At 63.5% G+C, this 17,290-nt stretch carries 12 protein-coding genes; 5 read left to right on the forward strand and 7 right to left on the reverse strand.

The features are described 5' to 3' along the window. The first annotated feature begins 4 nt into the window (after positions 1-4). Positions 5-2,137: a VWA domain-containing protein gene (locus tag D1Y84_RS05840; RefSeq protein WP_124847684.1), complete on the forward strand. Its 2,133-nt coding sequence runs from the start codon at positions 5-7 to the stop codon at positions 2,135-2,137. 622 nt (positions 2,138-2,759) lie between these two features. Here D1Y84_RS05840 and D1Y84_RS05845 read toward each other — a convergent pair. From D1Y84_RS05845 to D1Y84_RS05855, 3 genes are all read right to left on the reverse strand, one after another. Next, positions 2,760-3,107 carry a hypothetical protein gene (locus D1Y84_RS05845; protein WP_124847685.1) on the reverse strand — a complete coding sequence of 116 codons (348 nt, stop codon included), beginning with the start codon at positions 3,105-3,107 and terminating at the stop codon, positions 2,760-2,762. Between the two features lie 295 nt (positions 3,108-3,402). After that, the gene (locus D1Y84_RS05850) at positions 3,403-4,038 is read right to left on the reverse strand and encodes an HNH endonuclease (protein ID WP_233581164.1); all 636 of its coding nucleotides are present in this window, start codon (positions 4,036-4,038) and stop codon (positions 3,403-3,405) included. 178 nt (positions 4,039-4,216) lie between these two features. Next, complete coding sequence (locus D1Y84_RS05855; protein WP_124847686.1) at positions 4,217-5,224, reverse strand: ComF family protein; 1,008 nt, start codon at positions 5,222-5,224, stop codon at positions 4,217-4,219. Between the two features lie 232 nt (positions 5,225-5,456). Here D1Y84_RS05855 and D1Y84_RS05860 point away from each other — a divergent pair, with 232 nt between their 5' ends. The 4 genes from D1Y84_RS05860 to D1Y84_RS05875 all read left to right on the forward strand — a co-directional run bounded on the left by D1Y84_RS05860 (position 5,457) and on the right by D1Y84_RS05875 (position 11,311). Then, positions 5,457-6,086, forward strand: a complete 630-nt coding sequence (locus D1Y84_RS05860) for a hypothetical protein (protein ID WP_124847687.1) — start codon at positions 5,457-5,459, stop codon at positions 6,084-6,086. A gap of 167 nt (positions 6,087-6,253) precedes the next feature. After that, positions 6,254-8,509, forward strand: coding sequence for an OPT family oligopeptide transporter (locus tag D1Y84_RS05865; protein WP_124847688.1), 2,256 nt, complete (start codon positions 6,254-6,256; stop codon positions 8,507-8,509). 26 nt (positions 8,510-8,535) lie between these two features. Then, positions 8,536-10,218: a hypothetical protein gene (locus D1Y84_RS05870; RefSeq protein WP_124847689.1), complete on the forward strand. Its 1,683-nt coding sequence runs from the start codon at positions 8,536-8,538 to the stop codon at positions 10,216-10,218. A 109-nt stretch (positions 10,219-10,327) separates the two neighbouring features. Continuing rightward, on the forward strand, positions 10,328-11,311 hold the full coding sequence (locus D1Y84_RS05875; RefSeq protein WP_124847690.1) for a glycosyltransferase family 2 protein: 984 nt from the start codon (positions 10,328-10,330) through the stop codon (positions 11,309-11,311). A 75-nt stretch (positions 11,312-11,386) separates the two neighbouring features. Here D1Y84_RS05875 and D1Y84_RS05880 read toward each other — a convergent pair whose 3' ends face one another. The 4 genes from D1Y84_RS05880 to D1Y84_RS05895 form a co-directional block, all read right to left on the reverse strand. After that, positions 11,387-12,553: a glycosyltransferase family 2 protein gene (locus D1Y84_RS05880; RefSeq protein ID WP_233581165.1), complete on the reverse strand. Its 1,167-nt coding sequence runs from the start codon at positions 12,551-12,553 to the stop codon at positions 11,387-11,389. Between the two features lie 51 nt (positions 12,554-12,604). Further along, complete coding sequence (locus D1Y84_RS05885; RefSeq protein ID WP_124847692.1) at positions 12,605-14,071, reverse strand: lysophospholipid acyltransferase family protein; 1,467 nt, start codon at positions 14,069-14,071, stop codon at positions 12,605-12,607. Next, complete coding sequence (locus D1Y84_RS05890) at positions 14,068-15,651, reverse strand: NAD(P)/FAD-dependent oxidoreductase (RefSeq protein WP_124847693.1); 1,584 nt, start codon at positions 15,649-15,651, stop codon at positions 14,068-14,070. Before D1Y84_RS05890 ends, D1Y84_RS05885 begins: the two co-directional genes overlap by 4 nt. A gap of 81 nt (positions 15,652-15,732) precedes the next feature. Further along, complete coding sequence (locus tag D1Y84_RS05895; protein ID WP_124847694.1) at positions 15,733-17,286, reverse strand: aldehyde dehydrogenase; 1,554 nt, start codon at positions 17,284-17,286, stop codon at positions 15,733-15,735. Between the last annotated feature and the right edge of the window lie 4 nt (positions 17,287-17,290).

A 17,290-nucleotide genomic window follows, 5' to 3' on the forward strand; every position in this document is an offset into this window, starting at 1 on the left:
CCGTATGCGCACACTGCTTCTCTGCCTGCTGGCCGTGTTGTTGTCCGTGACGGTTGCCGATACGGGCTTCCCGCAAACGGTCGGGCAGAACAAGGCTCCGGACAGCTCCGGGCCGATCACGACAATCTCGGTGCGTACCCAGCTGGTGGTTGAGGCGGTGACGGTTGCGGACAAGAACGGCAAGCCGGTGCCCGACCTTACCGCGAAGGATTTCGCGCTCACCGAAGATGGCGTGCCGCAGCGGATCCGCTTTGTTGAGCACCAGGCTTTGCCGACCACGGGCACGCCGCTTGCGCCGCGCACGCGCGAGCAGGAGAAGCTCACGATTTACAAGAAGCTGAGCCGGGAGCAGATTGCCCCCGAAAAGCCGGAGAGCCTGCGCTACGAGAACAAACGGCTGCTGGCGTTGTACTTCGACATGAGCGCGATGGACCAGGCATCGCAGTTTCGCGCGCTGCATGCTGCTGAGACCTTTGTGCGGACGCAGATGACTCCGGCGGACCTCGTGTCGGTCCTGCGATTCAGCAGCGGCGCCGTAGACGTGCTGCAGGACTTTACCGCCGACCGCGACCGGCTGCTGAGCATCCTGGAGACGATGGTGGTGGGTGAAGGCCAGGAGTGGGCGACGGTGGTGAGCGATGCCAGCGCCGCAGACCAGGGCAGCCCGTTTGGGCAGGACGACAGCGAGTTCAACATCTTCAAGACAGATCGCCAGCTTGCCGCGCTGCAAACCGCGGCGGAGATGCTTGGTCATCTGAATGAACGCAAGGTGCTTTTGTACTTCGCAAGCGGGCTGACACTGCAGGGCGTCGACAACCAGGCGCAGCTGCACGCCACGGTGGATGCGGCGATCCGGGCCGGGGTGTCGTTCTGGCCTGTCGATGCGCGCGGGTTGGTGGCGGAGCCGCCGATGGGCGATGCGACGCAGGGTTCGCCGGGTGGGCAGGCGATGTACACGGGTGCGGCGACGCAGCAGGAGAACGCGAACTTTCAACAGTCGCAGGACACGTTGTACTCGATTGCGGGCGACACCGGCGGTAAGGCGCTGCTGGACACCAACGACCTGGCGCAGGGGATCCAGAACGCGCAGCGGTCGATTGCGGACTACTACATCCTTGGCTACTACACGAGCAACGCGGCACAGGATGGCAAGTTCCGGCATGTGAAGGTCACGGTCGATGTGGCCGCGGCGGCGAAGCTCGAGTATCGCCAGGGGTACTACGCGGCCAAGGAGTTCTCAAGGTTTACGCAGGCGGACAAGGAGCGGCAGTTAGAGGATGCCCTGATGCTGGAGGATCCGATGACGGAGCTGACGATCGCGATGGAGCTGAACTATTTCCAGCTGAATCGTGCGGAGTATTTCGTGCCGCTGGTGGTGAAGATTCCGGGACGGGAGCTGGCACTGGCGAAGCGTGGCGGCGCGGAGCATACGTTGATCGACTTTATCGGCGAAGTCAAGGATGTGTACGGCGGCAGCACGGTCTCAAACGTGCGCGATAACGTCAATCTGAAGCTGACGGACCAGACGGAGGCGCAGCTGGCCAAGCTGCCGGTGGAGTACGAAACGGGATTTACGCTGCTGCCCGGGAAGTACTCGATCAAGCTGCTGGCGCGGGACGATGAAACCGGCCGCATCGGCACGTACGAGACGACGTTTACGATTCCGAACCTAAATCGCGAGGAGCAGCGCGTGCCAATGAGCACCGTGGTGCTGAGCAGCGAGCGGCAGACGATGCAGGATGCGTTGTACAACGCGGCCAAGGGCAAGGACGAAGCGAAGCAGGCCGCGGTGAACCCGCTGGTGTCGGACGGGGTGCGGCTTATCCCCAGTGTGACGCGCGTGTTTCATCGCGACGGTGAGCTGTATGTGTACCTGCAGGGCTATGAGCCGGCCGCTGCACCCGCGACGCCGTTGCTGGGGTATGTGGACCTATACCAAGGCGACAGCAGGAAGTTTGAAAGTGGTCCGGTAGCCGTGACTCCGCCGGCTTCGGATCGGTTGAAGCCGGTGCCGATGCACTTTACCGTGCCATTGGGCGAGCTGACTCCTGGAGAGTATGTGTGTCAGATCTCGGTGGTGGATCCTGCGAGTGGGAAAACTGCTTTTTGGCGGGCGGCGATTCGGATTGATCCGTGATTGGTTTGTATTTGCCAGGTGATGGTAGGAGTTCTTTAGCCGGGGAGGGATAAATGGTGCCCGCGTCTCGAAGTCCAGACACGGGCATTCGACATCGCCGGCAGCTGTTTGGAAGCATGGTATACCAGCGGACAGAAACGCGGCTTTCGCGGTTTCCGTGCACGTTGTACCTGGTGCACCTGCCGTTTTAACGTTTGCGCTGGGGCTGCTGATGCGATCGTAGCTACCGTGGCACAAGGATGCGTGGCACTTGCCGCTAGGGCCAGGGAATGGCGGCAACGTATCTGTACGCGTTTGGGATCTATTTATTGTTCGAGCGGACTACAGGGAAGGTGCGGGCGGTGGTGAAGGATGTTGCAGTACTGTATCTAATGCCGCCGGGGATTGATCTGGCGGAGCGGTCATCGTTGTGAGTGGTGGGCGGTGCGCTTCGGTTTTGTGGTACCCACGTCTCAGAAGCGAGACATGGGCAACCGATAACATCCTGAACAATGGACCAGCTACACTCGGTTTCACTTCGTGTGACGAAACGAGGGTGTTGCGATATGGCCGATGAAGTGCGGGTCTGGCAAGCCGAGAAGGATGAATCGCTAAGAGAAATTAAGGCGTTGACAGCAGATTATTAAAATGCGATCGGCTTACGCAAATGCAAAGCGGTGGCGCATAAGCGCTCGAGTCCTGCAATCAGCAGGTGGAATGCGTCAAGGTGTCGCTTCGGGAAGCCTGCACGTTTTAGTTCCACAGCCTTGATTAGTTCAATTTCTTTGCTTAGCCGCATAACCTGAGAGGGGGAGAGGAAATCTCCCGTGTGCGTGCCGCTGTAGATTACCTCTTCGAGCAACACGGGGATTCCGGGTATCCTGGTTGCGATTTTCTCGAGAGCTTCTCGCAGTGTGGTGATAAGGCCCGCATTGCCAAGGTGCGAGCTGTCTGCATGCATGTCCTCATGCTTGCAGGGAGATGGCTGCATCCAGGCATCATGTTCCTCAATCTTCGCGGAAGTTACCGATCTGATTTCAGGGGATCCATTGCGTCGTATATAGAGCTGCTTTGGATATGGATGCGGAACTCGTAAACGGTTTGTCTCCACACAGTCACAAAACACACACGCGTCTAATCCCATAAACCTCTTCTGCTTTCGTGTAATGAGTGCACCCTGATTGCGCTACACCTGTGGGCCATGCCCCACAAGATATGCCACGGAGTGGCCGCCTACCGCGTTGGGGAGGCTGGCTTTGCGGCTATATGTAACTGCTCGAGTGGCGTTAGTAGTACAGGTATTTGCGCCATTTCATGTCGGAGTTGCCGATCATGCGCATGATGTGGCGGGAGGTGTGGAGGGAGAAGGGGCGGGGTTCGCGGAGCAGGTGCATGGTGTCCTGCTCGTGAAGGAGCTGGTTGCCTTTTTTGCGGTTGCAGGTGTGGCAGCAGGCGACGAGGTTTTCCCACGTGCTTTGGCCACCGCGGGAGCGTGGGTGGACGTGGTCGAGGGTAAGCTCGCCGGCGGTGAGCACCACGGCGCAGTACTGGCAGGTGTTGCGGTCGCGCAGCAGGATGTTTTTGCGGGACAGGGCTCGGGTCTGGTGGGGGATGCGGCGGTACTCGAGGAGGCGGATGACGGAGGGCATGGGCATGCGCACGCGGGCGGCGTGGAGGGTGGCACCCTGCTCTTCTTCGGTCTTGGCGACGCCCTTCAGCACGAGCACCAGCGCGCGGCGGGCGCCGCAGATGTTGATGGGCTCGTAGGAGGCGTTGAGCACGAGCACGGGAGTCTGCATGGGCTGCTGAAATGGCAGGGTGCGGTCTTCAGGCCCGAGTGGCGCTGCGGCGGCAGCGGCAGCGGTGTGGGTTTTCAGAAGTTTGTGTTTGCGTGTGTGCACTGTGCTTTTGCCGAGCGACATATAGGTGTTTCTCCCCGGGCCTGCTGTGAAGCATTGGTGCTGTGAAGCATCGATCTGGGTTGATTCCTGGCTAGCTGCTTCTGTGCGTCGTGCGTTGCTGTGCAGATGTGTCCGCTGGCTGCGCGTTGGTTGAAGAGTGTTGTTCGAGGAGCTTCATTCGGACGCGTGTGCGAACGGCTCAAGTCCAGAAAGCGACATCGTCCTCCATGGGGGTCGGGGTGGCGGCGACGGGCTCGGCGAGTTCGTGCCGCTGAGCGCGGGCGGCGGTGGTGACCCAGATCTCGGCAGCGCCGGCGCGCCGCAAAGCGAGGGCGGCGGCGCGGGCGGTGGCGCCGGTGGTGTAGATGTCGTCGACCAGCAGGATGCACTTGCCGTGGAGCGGCTTTACGCCCGTGGCGGCGCCGGCGACAGCAAAGGCAGCCTGTACGTTTTTACGGCGCCGGCGCGGGGTAAGCCCGGACTGCGAGACGGTGGCGCGCACGCGGCGGAGGATCGCGGTATCGACTGAGAGTGCGAGGCCATGGGCGTGGCCGAAGCGGGCGACCGCGCGGGCAAGCAACTCGGCCTGGTTGAAACCGCGCTCCCGGCGCTTAGCTCGGAACAGCGGGACAGGCACGACGGTGAGGCGCTTGGGCAGGCCAGGGAGCACGGCGAGCTGCGCGGCCATGAGCCTGCCGAGTGGCTGGGCGACAGGCTCCATGTGCTCGTACTTAAGCAGGTGCAGGAGCGAACGCAGCGTGCCGCCATAGAGGCCGTGAGCCACGGCGCGGTCAAAGGCCGGGGGCGACACGCGGCAGGGACGGCAGAGCCAGTCGCCAGGGGCGCGGTCGGAGGTGCTGAAGGCGTGGGCGCCGAGGGCTTCGCCGCACTGGAGGCAGAGAGTGCCGGACTGCGCGGGAAGAGAGTGCCAGCAGGAGGCGCAGACGGGAACGCGGCCGAGAGTGGCAAGCGGGGTTTCGCAGAGAACGCAGGCGGCGGGCAGGAGCGCAGCGGCGAGGCTGTGGGCGATGCTGAAGAACGTGCGCGGGAATGTGTGGGGACTTCGCGGGAAGCGTGCCACGGCACGCCAGGAGCTGAGGGTGAGACGGGTGGGTGCGGTGTGCGCGGGCGGCGGGGCCATCGTTTGGACGCTGGACGGGGCGCGGCCGGGCGGACTCGGCAGATCGCTTCGGAAATCGTCACGCAAGAGCTGTTGGCTCGTGAAGACGCACCTCGCACCGGGGAAAGCGATGAAGCCTGCCCACTTGCCTTGGAGTATACGGGCAGCCGGGGGATTGCGCCAGATGCCGGGCGAGGCGCAGAAGCGGCCGCTCCGTGGCGGGTGTCGGCTTGGGGTGGCATGGGACGAAGTTACCGGCGGCTGGGAAAGCGGGGTTCAGCGGTTGTGCTGTGGCATGGGCGCGGCTAGGCTTGCCGCTATGCGAAAAAGTGCTTTGTTTGTCGTGCTTGCGTATGGTGCTGCCTGCGGTGCGCAGAGTGCGCCGGAGCCGGTGCCCGGGCTGCGGATCCCGAATGGGGGCACGCCGTGGGTGCTGGACGAGTTCAAGGGTGGCAAGCAGCTGGTACCGGTGCATTCCACCGCGGTGGCGATCAACAACCACAAGGGTGGCAATGTTGCGGGGGGATTACTGGCGGGGCCGTTTTACAAGGCGCGCTTTTCGACTGAGATCGACGGAGTGGCGGCGAAAACGGTAGTGCATACGGGCGCGCCCGTGTTTTACGTGAAGATTGAAGGGCCCGAGACGGGGCAGAGCCTGATGGCGGGGTGGGCGGTGGTGCACGCGCTGGTGGATCGCGACCGGAGGCTGCTGTCGACGGTGAAGTTTACCCAGTGGACCGGGAATGCGAAGCGGAACGATACCGAGGTCGAGGTAGCAACGGAGACGCTGCCGGACGGCTGGGTGAAGATCACGCCGAAGGGGCAGCTACCCGAGGGTGAGTATGCGCTGGAGCCGGTGATGAAACAGGAAAATGCGTTCTCGACGATGGTGTTTGACTTCAGAGTGGATGCCTCCGCGCAGAACGACGCCGATGCCGTGACGGAGTAGGACGACGGGCCTGGTGCTGCGGGCTGAGGCCTACCGGTTGGTGCGTGAGGACAGGGGGAGCGGCGGATGCGGCTGCTCGCGTTGCGGGTGGAACGGGTACACTCCTCGTTACGCTCCTGCCGCGTTGTGCGTGGCGGGAGGGGCTTTGCTGCTGGAGTGTTCTGCCCATGGCTACTGTGGTGCCGCCTGGTTCGTCGTCGTCGCTTCCCTCTCCGCGTGCGGGATTTCGCCCGTTTGTGGATGCTGCTGAAAACCGGCCGGAGTTGACGGCCCGGGCGCTGCTGCTGGGCTCGTTTTTCGGGCTGCTGTTTGGTGCGGTGACGGTGTATGTGGGGCTGCGCGCGGGGCTGACGGTAGCGGCATCGATCCCGATCTCGGTGCTGTCGATCTCGGTGCTGCGGGCGCTGGGGCGAGCTTCGATCCTGGAAAACAATATTGTGCAGACGACCGGCAATGCTGGGCAGTCGATTGCAGCGGGCGTGATTTTCACGCTTCCGGCGCTGATCTTCCTCGGCTTCGACCTCGAGTATGCACGGATCTTCTTTCTGGCGCTGCTGGGTGGGTGGCTGGGCGTGCTGTTCATGATCCCGCTGCGACGGCAGTTGATTGTGGAAGAGCACGGGACGCTGACGTACCCGGAGGGCACTGCGTGCGCGGATGTGTTGCTGGCCGGGGAGCGCGGCGGGTCGTTCGCGAGCCGGGTGTTTTTAGGTCTGGGGCTGGGCGCGGTGTACACGCTGTTTCAGAACGAAAACCTGCTGGGGCTGTGGCCGGGCACGCCGAACTACGAGCCGGACCTGGGCGCGCAGCACGTGTTGCGCGGGGCCGCGGTGCGCTGCGATGCGACGCCGGAGTACCTGGGCGTCGGGTACATTATCGGACCGAAAGTGGCGGGGACGATCTTTGCGGGCAGCGTGTTTAGCTGGCTCGTGCTGATGCCGGCGATCTACTTTTTCGGCTCGCACTTATCGGCGCCGCTGTATCCGTCGGTGAAGCTGATCAAGGAGATGAGTCCTTCGGAGTTGTGGTCGGCGTATGTGAGGCCGATGGGCGCGGGTGGCGTGGCGGCGGCGGGACTGCTGACGCTGCTGCGCACGCTGCCGACGATTGCGGGTGCGCTGGGCGCCGGGTTCCGGAACCTACGCAGACGCGCGGGCGTCGCCAGGGTGGAGGCGAGCGCGGCGCGGACAGATCGCGATCTGCCGAGCTGGGTGGTAGCGGGCGGTTCGCTGCTGCTGGTGGTGTGCGTGTTTCTGTTTCTATGGCTGAAGCCGGTGCCGGGGGCGCAGGTAAGTGCGTTTGCGAACCTTGCGGCGTCGCTGCTGATCGTGGTGTTCGGGTTCCTGTTTGTGACCGTTTCATCGCGGATCGTGGGGCTGATCGGGTCGTCGGCAAACCCGCTGTCGGGCATGACGATTGCGACGCTGATGGCGACAGCGGCGATCTTTCTGGTGAAGGGGTGGACGACGCCGGCGTTTGCGGCGCTGGCACTGACGATCGGCAGCACTGTGTGCATTGCGGCGGCCAACGCGGGGGATACGTCGCAGGATTTGAAGACGGGCTACCTGATTGGCGCGACGCCGTGGAAGCAGCAGCTGGCGCTGATGGTGGGTGTGTGCGTGTCAACGGTAGCGATTGGTGCGACGTTGAACGCGATGAACCGAGGGCTGGAGGAGTTTCGCACGGCGGACAAGACGTGGAGTCTGAGCGTGCCACACCAGGGGGTGCAGGAGCAGGGACGGTTTACGCGGGCGCACATCAAGGTGCTGCATGAAGGGGGCGCGAGCGATGAGCGTGCAGGCACGCAGTATGTACTGCTGAATGCGCTGGGCTCGCACGAGTTAGCGGACGGCAAGTACCTGTATGACCCGGCTACGGGCAAGATCGCGGTGCAGTGGATCCAGGGGATCGGGAGCGAGAAAGCTGCGGCTCCGCAGGCGCGGCTGATGGCGACGGTGATCAACGGGATCCTGACGCGGCAGCTACCGTGGGGACTGGTGCTGCTGGGCGTGTTCCTGGTGATCGCGGTGGAACTGCTGGGGATCCGTTCGCTGTCGTTTGCGGTGGGCGCGTACTTATCGATTGCTACGACGCTGGCGATTTTCACAGGCGGCGTGGTGCGGTGGATGGTGGATCGGGCGGCGGCGAAGCATGGCGGCGGTGAGGGCAATGAGGAGATCAGCTCGGGGTCGCTGTATGCGAGCGGGCTTATCGCGGCGGGCGGGATCATCGGACTGGTGGGCGTGGTGCTGAAGCTGTACGAGGCGGCGACGGGTAAGACAGCGCTGCCGACAGTGCCGCACACATTTCTGTATCACGACGGGGTGTCGGTAGGGATGTTTGCGCTGCTGGCGTTCTCGTTGTGGTATTTTGCCCGTAAGCCTCTCCAGTCAGCAACAGTGCCAGATCGTGATCAGACATAGGGCGTCCTGCGCCCCGGAGGATCGCTGTGAAATCGCCGTTTCCCAATGCCGTTGCATCGACAGGCAACGTGTTTACCCAAGCGACATGCAGCGTCATCTTCTGGACATTGTTTTTGCTCCTGCAAGCCTGCATTTTTTTGCACCCCGTGTTTCCGACCGGGGATGGGCCGCTGCATATTTACCTGGCTGCGGCGTTCTGGAAAGCGGCGACGCATACCTCGCCGTTGTTTGAACACTTCTATGCCGTGCGGCACCTGGTGCAGCCGTATTCCCTGCACTACTTCTTTCTAATCGGGCTGGAGCACTGGGTTTCGGCAGACATGGCCGAAAAGTTGTTTGTCAGCGTGATTGTAGGGACGCTGGCGTTTGGGGGGCGGCAACTGGGACGCGCGCTGGGCAGCGGCTTTGCGTACACCTCGTTGTGGGGGCTGGCGCTTGTGTTTAACTGGCCGCTCAGCGCGGGGTTTCTGAACTTTACGCTGGCCTCGGGACTGTTCCTGTTTGCGCTTTGTTTTTACTACGAGCTGGCGCTCAAGCCCGAGCAGTGGATGCGGGCCATGGGCGCCTTTTTTGTGGTGCTGGTGCTGCTGATCCTGTCGCATCCGCTGCCCTTGATGCTGATGATTTTTCTCCTTGGTGTGGACCTTGCCTTGCAACTCCTGGGAAGGTGGCGTAACAGCAAGAAGAACCCTGGATCCACACCCTCGTTGAATAAGTGGCAGTTCGCGTGTTTCGCGTTGTCGTGCCTGGCGTTTGTGTTTCCGATCCTGATTGCAGACAAGGCGCAGGTGGCGCAATCAGTCAACGGCGGCCTGCAGCTGCACTTTGAGTACCTGCGCTCGATTGCAGGGGCAACCTATGTGCGCATGTTCCTGGTGCACTCGGTACTGGGTTGGCTGTATGACGGACTGATTTCGCTGATCCTGCCGGCAGCGCTGGTGTTGTTTGCCATGTCAGGCGTTCTTCGTCGACTGCGTACTGGCCTGCTTCTACCGGCAGATCGGCTCATGCTCGGCGTGCTGTTGTACCTGCTGGCGACGCTGTTCTTCCCTGACCAGATGAACGGCTCGGCATTGTTTGCGCGAAGGCAGTGGTTCATGGTGTGGCTGCTCTTACCAGCAACCGCAGCGGGCGTGATGAACGGACGGGTGCGCAGCGACGTGGTGTCTGGCGGAGGCATGCTGGCAGCCGGGCTTGCGCTCGTGTTCGCGGGGCTTTACCTGGGGCCGGCGGCACACGAACAGTGGGCGCTTGAACACGCGCCCTTGCCGGAGCATGCACGTGGTTTGTTTCTGCAGAGTGATCGTGGATGGACCCCGGGCGGCGCAAGCCAGATGATGTACCCGGTGTTTGCCTGGGAAGGCGGCCGGGCCTTTGCCGCCCATGACGATGTGCTGATGAACACGCCATGGCTGCAATTGACTATCCTGCCGATTCGAGAGAATGGCGCGGCGGGGCTGATGCGCGACTTCAGCCCGGGGCTCGCTTCGGAGCAAGGAACTTACTCGAGGAAGTTCCTTGCAACGCATGCGGAAGCCGCCGCGGAGATACTCAAGCGCACAGACTTCCTGTTGCTGTCAGACCCGAATACGCCCACGCCGCAGCCGCTCGCAATTGCCCAGACGGCCCTGGGAGCGGGATATGCAGAGTGGCACTGTGTGCAGGCAGGCACTTATGCTGTGTGCACGCACCCTGCACCCCATCCGTGAGGACGATTACTCTCATTCTGTTCGTGCGTTGCGAGCACGGGGTGTGGAGCGGCAAGTGGCCGGAGCATTGCATTGAGGGTGGTGTTTCCTCGCTGGAAAGGATCTCAGGATGCTGAGTGTCATCGTTCCGTGTTTCAACGAAGAGGCAGGGCTGGTGGAGTGTCACCGGCAGCTAAGCGGCGTGCTTGTGGCCATGGAGACACCGTACGAGATTGTGTATGTGAATGACGGATCGCAAGACCGCACGTATGCGCTGCTGAAGGAATTGCATGCGCAGGATTCGCATGCCGTTGTAGTACAACTCTCGAGAAACTTCGGGCACCAGCTGGCGGTTTCGGCGGGCCTTGAGACTGTAATCGGGGATGCAACGGTAATCATCGATGCGGACCTGCAGGACCCTCCGCAGCTCATTCCGCAGATGTACCGGCTGTGGCAGGAGGGTGCGCACGTGGTGTACGGCATGCGCACGGACCGCGAGGGTGAGAGCAGCTTCAAGCTATGGTCGGCGCGGGTGTTTTACCGCGTGATCAACCGGCTGTCGGATGTACAGATACCGCTCGATACGGGCGACTTCCGGTTGATCGACCGCAAGGTAGTGGACGTAATGCTGCAGATGCCGGAGCGGCATCGCCTGTTGCGGGCAATGTGCTCCTGGGTTGGTTTTCGGCAGGTGCCCCTGGCTTACAAACGGGCGGCGCGGTTTGCGGGAGAGACCAAGTATCCGCTGAGCAAGATGTTGAACCTGGGGATGGACGGGATTGTTTCTTTTTCCACGGTGCCGCTGCGCCTGGTGGTGCTGGTGGGCTTTGGAACTGCGATGTTCGCGCTGCTCGGCATCGTGTATGCCTTTTGCGTTCGGCTGTTGACGAGTCACTGGGTAGCGGGCTGGTCGACGCTGTTTATCGGAATGTTGTTTCTAAGTGGAGTGCAGATGATTTCGCTGGGTGTAATCGGCGAATACCTGGGCCGGGTATACACGGAAGTGAAGCAGCGGCCGCTGTTTGTCATCGCGCATGTGCTGCGTGCCGGGTCGCCTTCGGCAATGCTGGAGCACTCGTTTGTGGGACGAGCCGAAGGCAGAGATCGGGCGTAGTCTCCTGCGTTTTATGTGGGTGCTGCAGAGTGACGCGCTCCGTGAGCTTTGCGCGACGTGTGCGCGGAGCGCCGGCTACCCGAGGCGGTAGACGCGTTCTTTCCAGGTGGTCTGGCGGCCGCGCAGCTTGGCAGCAAGGGCGTACCACTGCAGCACCAGCAGGGCGGCGACGCCCACGGGATGAAGCGCGGCGCCAAACAGGCTTTGGCGAAAGCGCACCATGGCGACGGCGCGTGGGATGTAGCCGGCGGCCAACGCGATGGAGGCCCAGAGCAGCGGGCCGCCCGTGACAAAGCTGGTGGCGAACCAGGCAGCGGGGACCACCTGTCCGAACAGGAGCATGATGGTGAACGGCAGAATGCGGGCGGGTGTGGCCATTCCTTCGGTCGCGTTCTTGCCGAGGCCACACCAGACTTCACGAGCGTTGCGGTACATGCGGCAGGTGGCGAGCGCGGTGAAGTCGAAGAGATCGGTTGCATAGCCGGCTTTTCGTAACAGTGCTGGTAGCAATATGCCGTCGTGCATGGTTGCGCGGATAGCCGCGTGGCCGCCGCTGGCGCGGTATGCCTCGCGCCGCACCAGCATGATCTGCCCGCAGCCGGCGGCGAGCGAAGGAATGCGCGGGAAATGGCGCAGGCCGGGCATGGGCAGATAGCAGAGCAACACGAAGTGAATGAGTGGGATCAGGATCTGCTCGAGCCAGGTGCGGGTTTCTTCGTACGGGAAGCCGCTGATGAGGTCGGACTGCCCTGATGCGAGCTCATGCAGCAGCGTTGCGAGTGCGTCGGGCTGGAGGCGCACATCTGCGTCGAGAAAGCACAAAACATCGGCATGCGCGAGGCTGGAGAGCACGGAGCAGGCGTGTTGCTTGCCGTTCCACCCGGCGGCAAGCGGCGGGGCGGAGTGCAGGGTGAGGCGCGGGTCGCGGGCGGCGATCGCGAGGACTTCTTCGGCGGTGCGGTCGGAGGAGGCGTCGTCGAGCACGAGGAGTTCGAGAGTGGTACCGGTAGATGCGAGTACGCTGCGGCAGGCGGCGGCGATGCCCGCTTCCTCGTTGCGTGCGGGGATCAGAACAGAGATGGCCGTCTGCGTTGGTTGCTCGGCTTCAACGGGTGTAGCGGAGCCCTGCGGCGGGCGGCGCGGCGCGCGGTAGTAGGCGAGGTTGACGGCGAACGTCAGCAGCGGGCCGAGTGAGCAACCGAGCGCGAGCAGCAACCAGGGGGAACGGGGCAGAGGCGTCAAGCGCTGACCTTTGCCCTGGTGGCGCCGCATCGGATGCGGTAATAGCGAGGGTCAAGCATGGGGATCGCCCACACTTCTGTTGCATTGGCTGACCTGCATGTTTGCACCGCGTCGAAATGGGTCGCGCGACTGGTTGTGCTGGAGTGCGCCGTGACCCGGTTCGAAGTGCTCACCGCGAGTGAAGGCGCGAAAACGTTGCCACGCGCCATAGATGCCGCTGGTGCCGCTCGAGCCGCTGAGCACTGTGTGGAACTCCGCGGGGTTGCGACGGGCAGCAATGGCGGCCAGCGTGTCGAGGGTATGAGCAAGGGCAAGCGCTACGTGTTCGCCGGCAGCGGTTACTGTGCCTGCGTTGGTTGCATTTTGGCAGGCTGCGGTCTCGGTTGTGAGCCGTGTAGGCTGGGTCGCTGAAGGCTCGCTGTCACGTGGCGATTGCGCCTGGTCGCGATCGGCGACGGCGAGTTGGCCGTGGTGGAAATGCAGCGGCTTGCCGAGCAGCGCGAGGGCCTCGGGGAGGCGCTCGTCCCAGAAGGTGTACTCGAGAGCGAGTGGCAGCACGGTGACGTCGGGTGTGCGGCGCAGCAGGGCGTCGAGCCCCGCGCGGAACTGGATGGGGCGCGCACGGGTGTCGGTGAAGTGGCCCTGCGGTGTGAGCCACAGCACGGCGCCGGGGTCCGCGAAGATGCGCGCGGCGCCGCGAAGAAACTGCGCAGCGCCCCGAGGTGTGTCCTGCTCGACCGGGAAGAGGCCGAGCTTTCGGAAAATGCCGTAGCGGGAAAAGGCGCGCGCGTCCATGGGCGCGTAGTGGTCAGATTGCCGCTCGAGAAAACGGCTGAGCACGATGGAAGTAAGCGGGTCCCACCAGGAGGGATGGTTGAGACAGATGAGCAGGGGGCCGCGAGGCGCATCATGTGACGCGTCCTGACGGCGATTGAGCGCAGGCCAGTGTTCGGCGCCGGCGAGGCGGAGGGCGTGGAAGTGACGCCCGATGAAGAAGTGGAGATATGTGTCGAAGCAGCGGAGCAGCGCGCGCGACGGGCGCTCGAGTGTGGCAGCACTGGAGCGCGGCGCTCGGCTTTGCACCTTGGACTGCCCGGTGCTTTGCGCGATGCCGGTGAAGAGCGGAGCGGCGGTGTGCGCGGAGGGATCGGGTGCGACCAGGATAGAAGGCGCCGACGCGATGATCGCGGGTGGCGCGCTGAAAGGTGCACGCAGTGAGCTTGCCCCCGTGCTTCCGCTGCGCATAGTGGCGGGGCTGGGTCTCGGCAGAAACGATGAAATCGCAGTGTCAGTCACTGTGCTGGTTCCGGAAACAGGCGCGGGGGTACAAAGCTGGGCGCTGTGGGTAGGCGTGTCGAACGCGCCTGCATCCGAGGGAACAAACGCCGAGCAAGATGTTGCGACAGTGGGGGAGTCGGTCGGTTCGATCGGCGCAAATGCGGCAGGCGTTGAGGACGCAGCGACGCCATTCGCAACCGCTTCGGTTGCGAATGGCTCGAGCCGCGTCCGGTCGCTCATCGTGCGGCGGCCAGCAGGGATTCGGCCTCCCTGCGTGCGGCGAGTGCAGGCTCGACGCCACGGTAGCGCTGGTCCACTGCGTCTCCCGCGATCCAGCCCGACATCATCACCATCGGCATGCCAGGGCCGGGATGCGCCGCGCCGCCTGCGAGGAAGAGCCCATCAATCTCGGTGGAAGTATTGGAGGGTTTGAAGGCGCCGTTGAAGCGGCCATGGCTCGAGAGCCCGTAGATCGCGCCGTTCAGCACCTTGTAGCGGTTATGAATGTCGACAGGCGTGAGGGCGTGCTCATAGACGATGCGATCTTCAATGTCGGTAAGCCCGGCGGTGCGCTTGAGCTTGTCAAGAATGACCTGGCGGTAGCGCGGGAACATTTTTGACCAGTCGTGGTGCGGGCGCAGGAACGGCGTGTGCACGAGTACGTAGAAAGCATCGCCACCAGGAGGCGCGGTAGCGGGTTCAGTGCCCGAGGTGGATGCGATGTAGCAGGTCGGGTCGGGTGCGGGTTCGCCGAGGTCGTAGATATGGTGGAACTCCTCGTGCGGGTCGCGGGAGAAGACGAAGTCGTGGTGCGCCATGTGCTCGTAGCGCTTGTTGAGACCGAGGTAGAGCACGACACCGGAGCAGGCGGGTTCGTACTCGCGTTCCTTGTTGAACTTGTCGGCGGGTGCGCCGCCGATGAGCTCGCGGTAGGTGCGCACCGCGTCTTCGTTGGAGACCACGGCGTCAAAGTCATAGCGATGACCGGCGGTGGTGACGAGGCCGGTGATCCTGCTGCGCTTGCCGTTGCTGTCTGACTTGTCGGCGGACTCGGTGAGCAGGCGCTCGATCTCGGTGGAGGTGTGGTACTCGACGCCGAGTTCACGGCCGAGTTTCACCAGCGCCTCGGGCACGGCGCGGGTGCCGCCCATGGGGTACCAAATCCCCTCTTCAGCCTGCATGTTGCCGATGGAGCAAAGGATGGCGGGCGAGGCATCGGGCGAGGAGCCGACGTACTGGACGTAGTGGTCGAGCATCTGCGCGACGTCGGGATCGTCGATGTACTTGCGGATGGTGCCGGCGACGGTGTGGCCGATACGCATCTGGAGCAGGTCGCGGAGCACTCGCTTGTCGAAGGCACCATTCATGTCGAAGGTGTCTCTGATGGAGCCGACGGACTTCCAGAAGAAGAAGCGGTCGGAGATCTCATGGAGGTCCTGCGAGTAGTTCATGAACTGCACGTACTTGTCGCCCATACCGGGCTTGCGCGCATTGAGGCTGGTGGCCATTTCACCGATGTCGTGCTTCAGGTCGAGCACTGAACCATTGTCGAAGAAGCAGCGCCATTGCGGGTCGAGGCGCACCATCTGCACATAGTCATCGAGATTGCGGCCGGCTTCGCAGAAGACGCGACGGAGGACGGAGGGCTGAATCAGGATGGTGGGGCCCATGTCGAAGCGGAAGCCTTGTTCCTGCAGGACGGCGGCCTTGCCGCCTAGCCAGGGGTTCTTCTCGAAGACCGAGACCTGGTAGCCACGCGCGGCCAAGGTGCAGGCGGCGGAAAGACCGCCGAGGCCGGAACCGATTACTGCAATGCGCATCTGGTGTTTCTCCTCAGAATGGTGCGGGGGATAACTGAATATTTACAGTCCAGGACGGACGCCGACGGCCTGAAGTTTGTATCAGGCACGCGGGGGTTTAAGCCCGGGAAGGGCTTTGCCCATGGCACGAAAACCGGCCAGGCGATTGCGCCAGCCCTGCGCGTGCACTGCCTGCAGGTAGCCTGCAAAGAGTGCGCCGTGCGCCGCAGTGGTGGGCTGGTATGGAATGCGGCTCTTGGAGCGCTGGCGAACAATGGCGCGGGGCGCAGACATTTCAAGCAGACCTTCGCGGCCGCGGGTGGCGCCGAAACCGGAGCGTTTGCGACCGGAGAACGGCACGCGCGGGTCGGCGGTGGCGACGATGAGGTCGTTAAGCAGGATGGTACCCGCGGTGAGGGATTGCGCCAGGGTGCGGGCCTCGGACTCGGGGCCAAAGATCGCTGCGGTGAGCGCGTAGGGACAGTGCTCGTGCATGGAGGCGGCTTCGCGCAGGGTCGTAAACGGCAGCAGCGAGAGCACCGGCGCGAAAAGATCTGTCTGCGCGATGCGCATGGAGGGCGCAACACCGGCGAGCAGGGTAGGGCCAAGGGGAACGGGGGCGTGGCCGTGCGAAGGGGTGGCGCTGCCATCGACCAGCACCTGGGCGCCGTGCACGCGTGCGTCGGTCAGACACTCAAGCAGCAGCAGCGCGGTGGAGGGTGTCACAGGAACGCGAGGCAGCGCGGCGAGCGCGGTGTGCAGGGCTACGGCCAGTTCGTCTGCAATCGCGGAGTCAACCAGGACGCGGCGAGGCGCCATGCAGGTGGCAGAGCCGTTGAGGCGCAGGCCGAAGAGCAGTGCGTCCACGACACGGGCCGGGTCTGCGCCCTGCAGCACGAACACCGCGTCGCAGCCGGAAAGCTCCATGACAGACGGAATGGCGCGGTGAGCGAGGGTGTGGAGCACCGCTTCGCCGGTGGCAGCAGAGCCGGTAAGAAAAACCTTGTCGACGCCGGCTTCGATGGCCGCTGTGGCAGCGGCAGGGTCGGGGTCGAGGATGGTGAGCAGCTCAGGCGGAAGGCCGGAGGCGATGAGCATGACGCGCAGCGCGTGGGCGCAGGCTACGCCGGAGGGTGCGGGCTTCCAGAGCACGGCGTTGCCTGCGGCCAGCGCCTGCAGGGCCTGGGCTCCGGGAAGAAACAGCGGATAGTTGCCGGGGCCGATGATGAGCACAACGCCGAGCGGGACGCGCTCGACCTCCACATCCACGGAGCGCAGCCAGAAGGGACGAGAGCTCGCATCTTCGCGGCGGGTGCGCAGGATGAACGCGGCTTCGCGCTCAAGAAAGCGGCAGCACTCGGCAAGTGGCAGGATTTCCGCGACCAGGGTGTCGGACTCGGTGCGGCGCAGGCTGCCGGGGTAAGCGCAGGCGACCGTGGCGGCGAGCTCGCGTGAGCCGGTGGCCAGCTCTGCCCGAAAACAACGCAGTATATGGAGGCGGCTGCGGATGGGGGTGGCTGCCCACAGGCGCTGAGCAGCACGCATGTCGACTAACTTCTCTGCGATTGTTCTCGGGGTGGAAGCCTCGCGCACGTCAGCGGCGGACGCGAAGAGAGGCGCCGTGCGACCAGCCGGAACGTGCGGCAGGGTAGGCATGCAA

This window comes from Acidipila sp. EB88 (assembly GCF_003858395.1).
Lineage (GTDB): Bacteria > Acidobacteriota > Terriglobia > Terriglobales > Acidobacteriaceae > EB88.

Excerpts from the sequence above, each read along its gene's own strand:
- D1Y84_RS05840 (WP_124847684.1), top strand. The coding sequence starts at position 5 with ATGCGCACACTGCTTCTCTGCCTGCTGGCCGTGTTGTTGTCCGTGACG.
- D1Y84_RS05845 (WP_124847685.1), bottom strand. The coding sequence starts at position 3,107 with ATGCAGCCATCTCCCTGCAAGCATGAGGACATGCATGCAGACAGCTCG.
- D1Y84_RS05850 (WP_233581164.1), bottom strand. The coding sequence starts at position 4,038 with ATGTCGCTCGGCAAAAGCACAGTGCACACACGCAAACACAAACTTCTG.
- D1Y84_RS05860 (WP_124847687.1), top strand. The coding sequence starts at position 5,457 with ATGCGAAAAAGTGCTTTGTTTGTCGTGCTTGCGTATGGTGCTGCCTGC.
- D1Y84_RS05865 (WP_124847688.1), top strand. The coding sequence starts at position 6,254 with ATGGCTACTGTGGTGCCGCCTGGTTCGTCGTCGTCGCTTCCCTCTCCG.
- D1Y84_RS05875 (WP_124847690.1), top strand. The coding sequence starts at position 10,328 with ATGCTGAGTGTCATCGTTCCGTGTTTCAACGAAGAGGCAGGGCTGGTG.
- D1Y84_RS05885 (WP_124847692.1), bottom strand. The coding sequence starts at position 14,071 with ATGAGCGACCGGACGCGGCTCGAGCCATTCGCAACCGAAGCGGTTGCG.
- D1Y84_RS05890 (WP_124847693.1), bottom strand. The coding sequence starts at position 15,651 with ATGCGCATTGCAGTAATCGGTTCCGGCCTCGGCGGTCTTTCCGCCGCC.
- D1Y84_RS05895 (WP_124847694.1), bottom strand. The coding sequence starts at position 17,286 with ATGCCTACCCTGCCGCACGTTCCGGCTGGTCGCACGGCGCCTCTCTTC.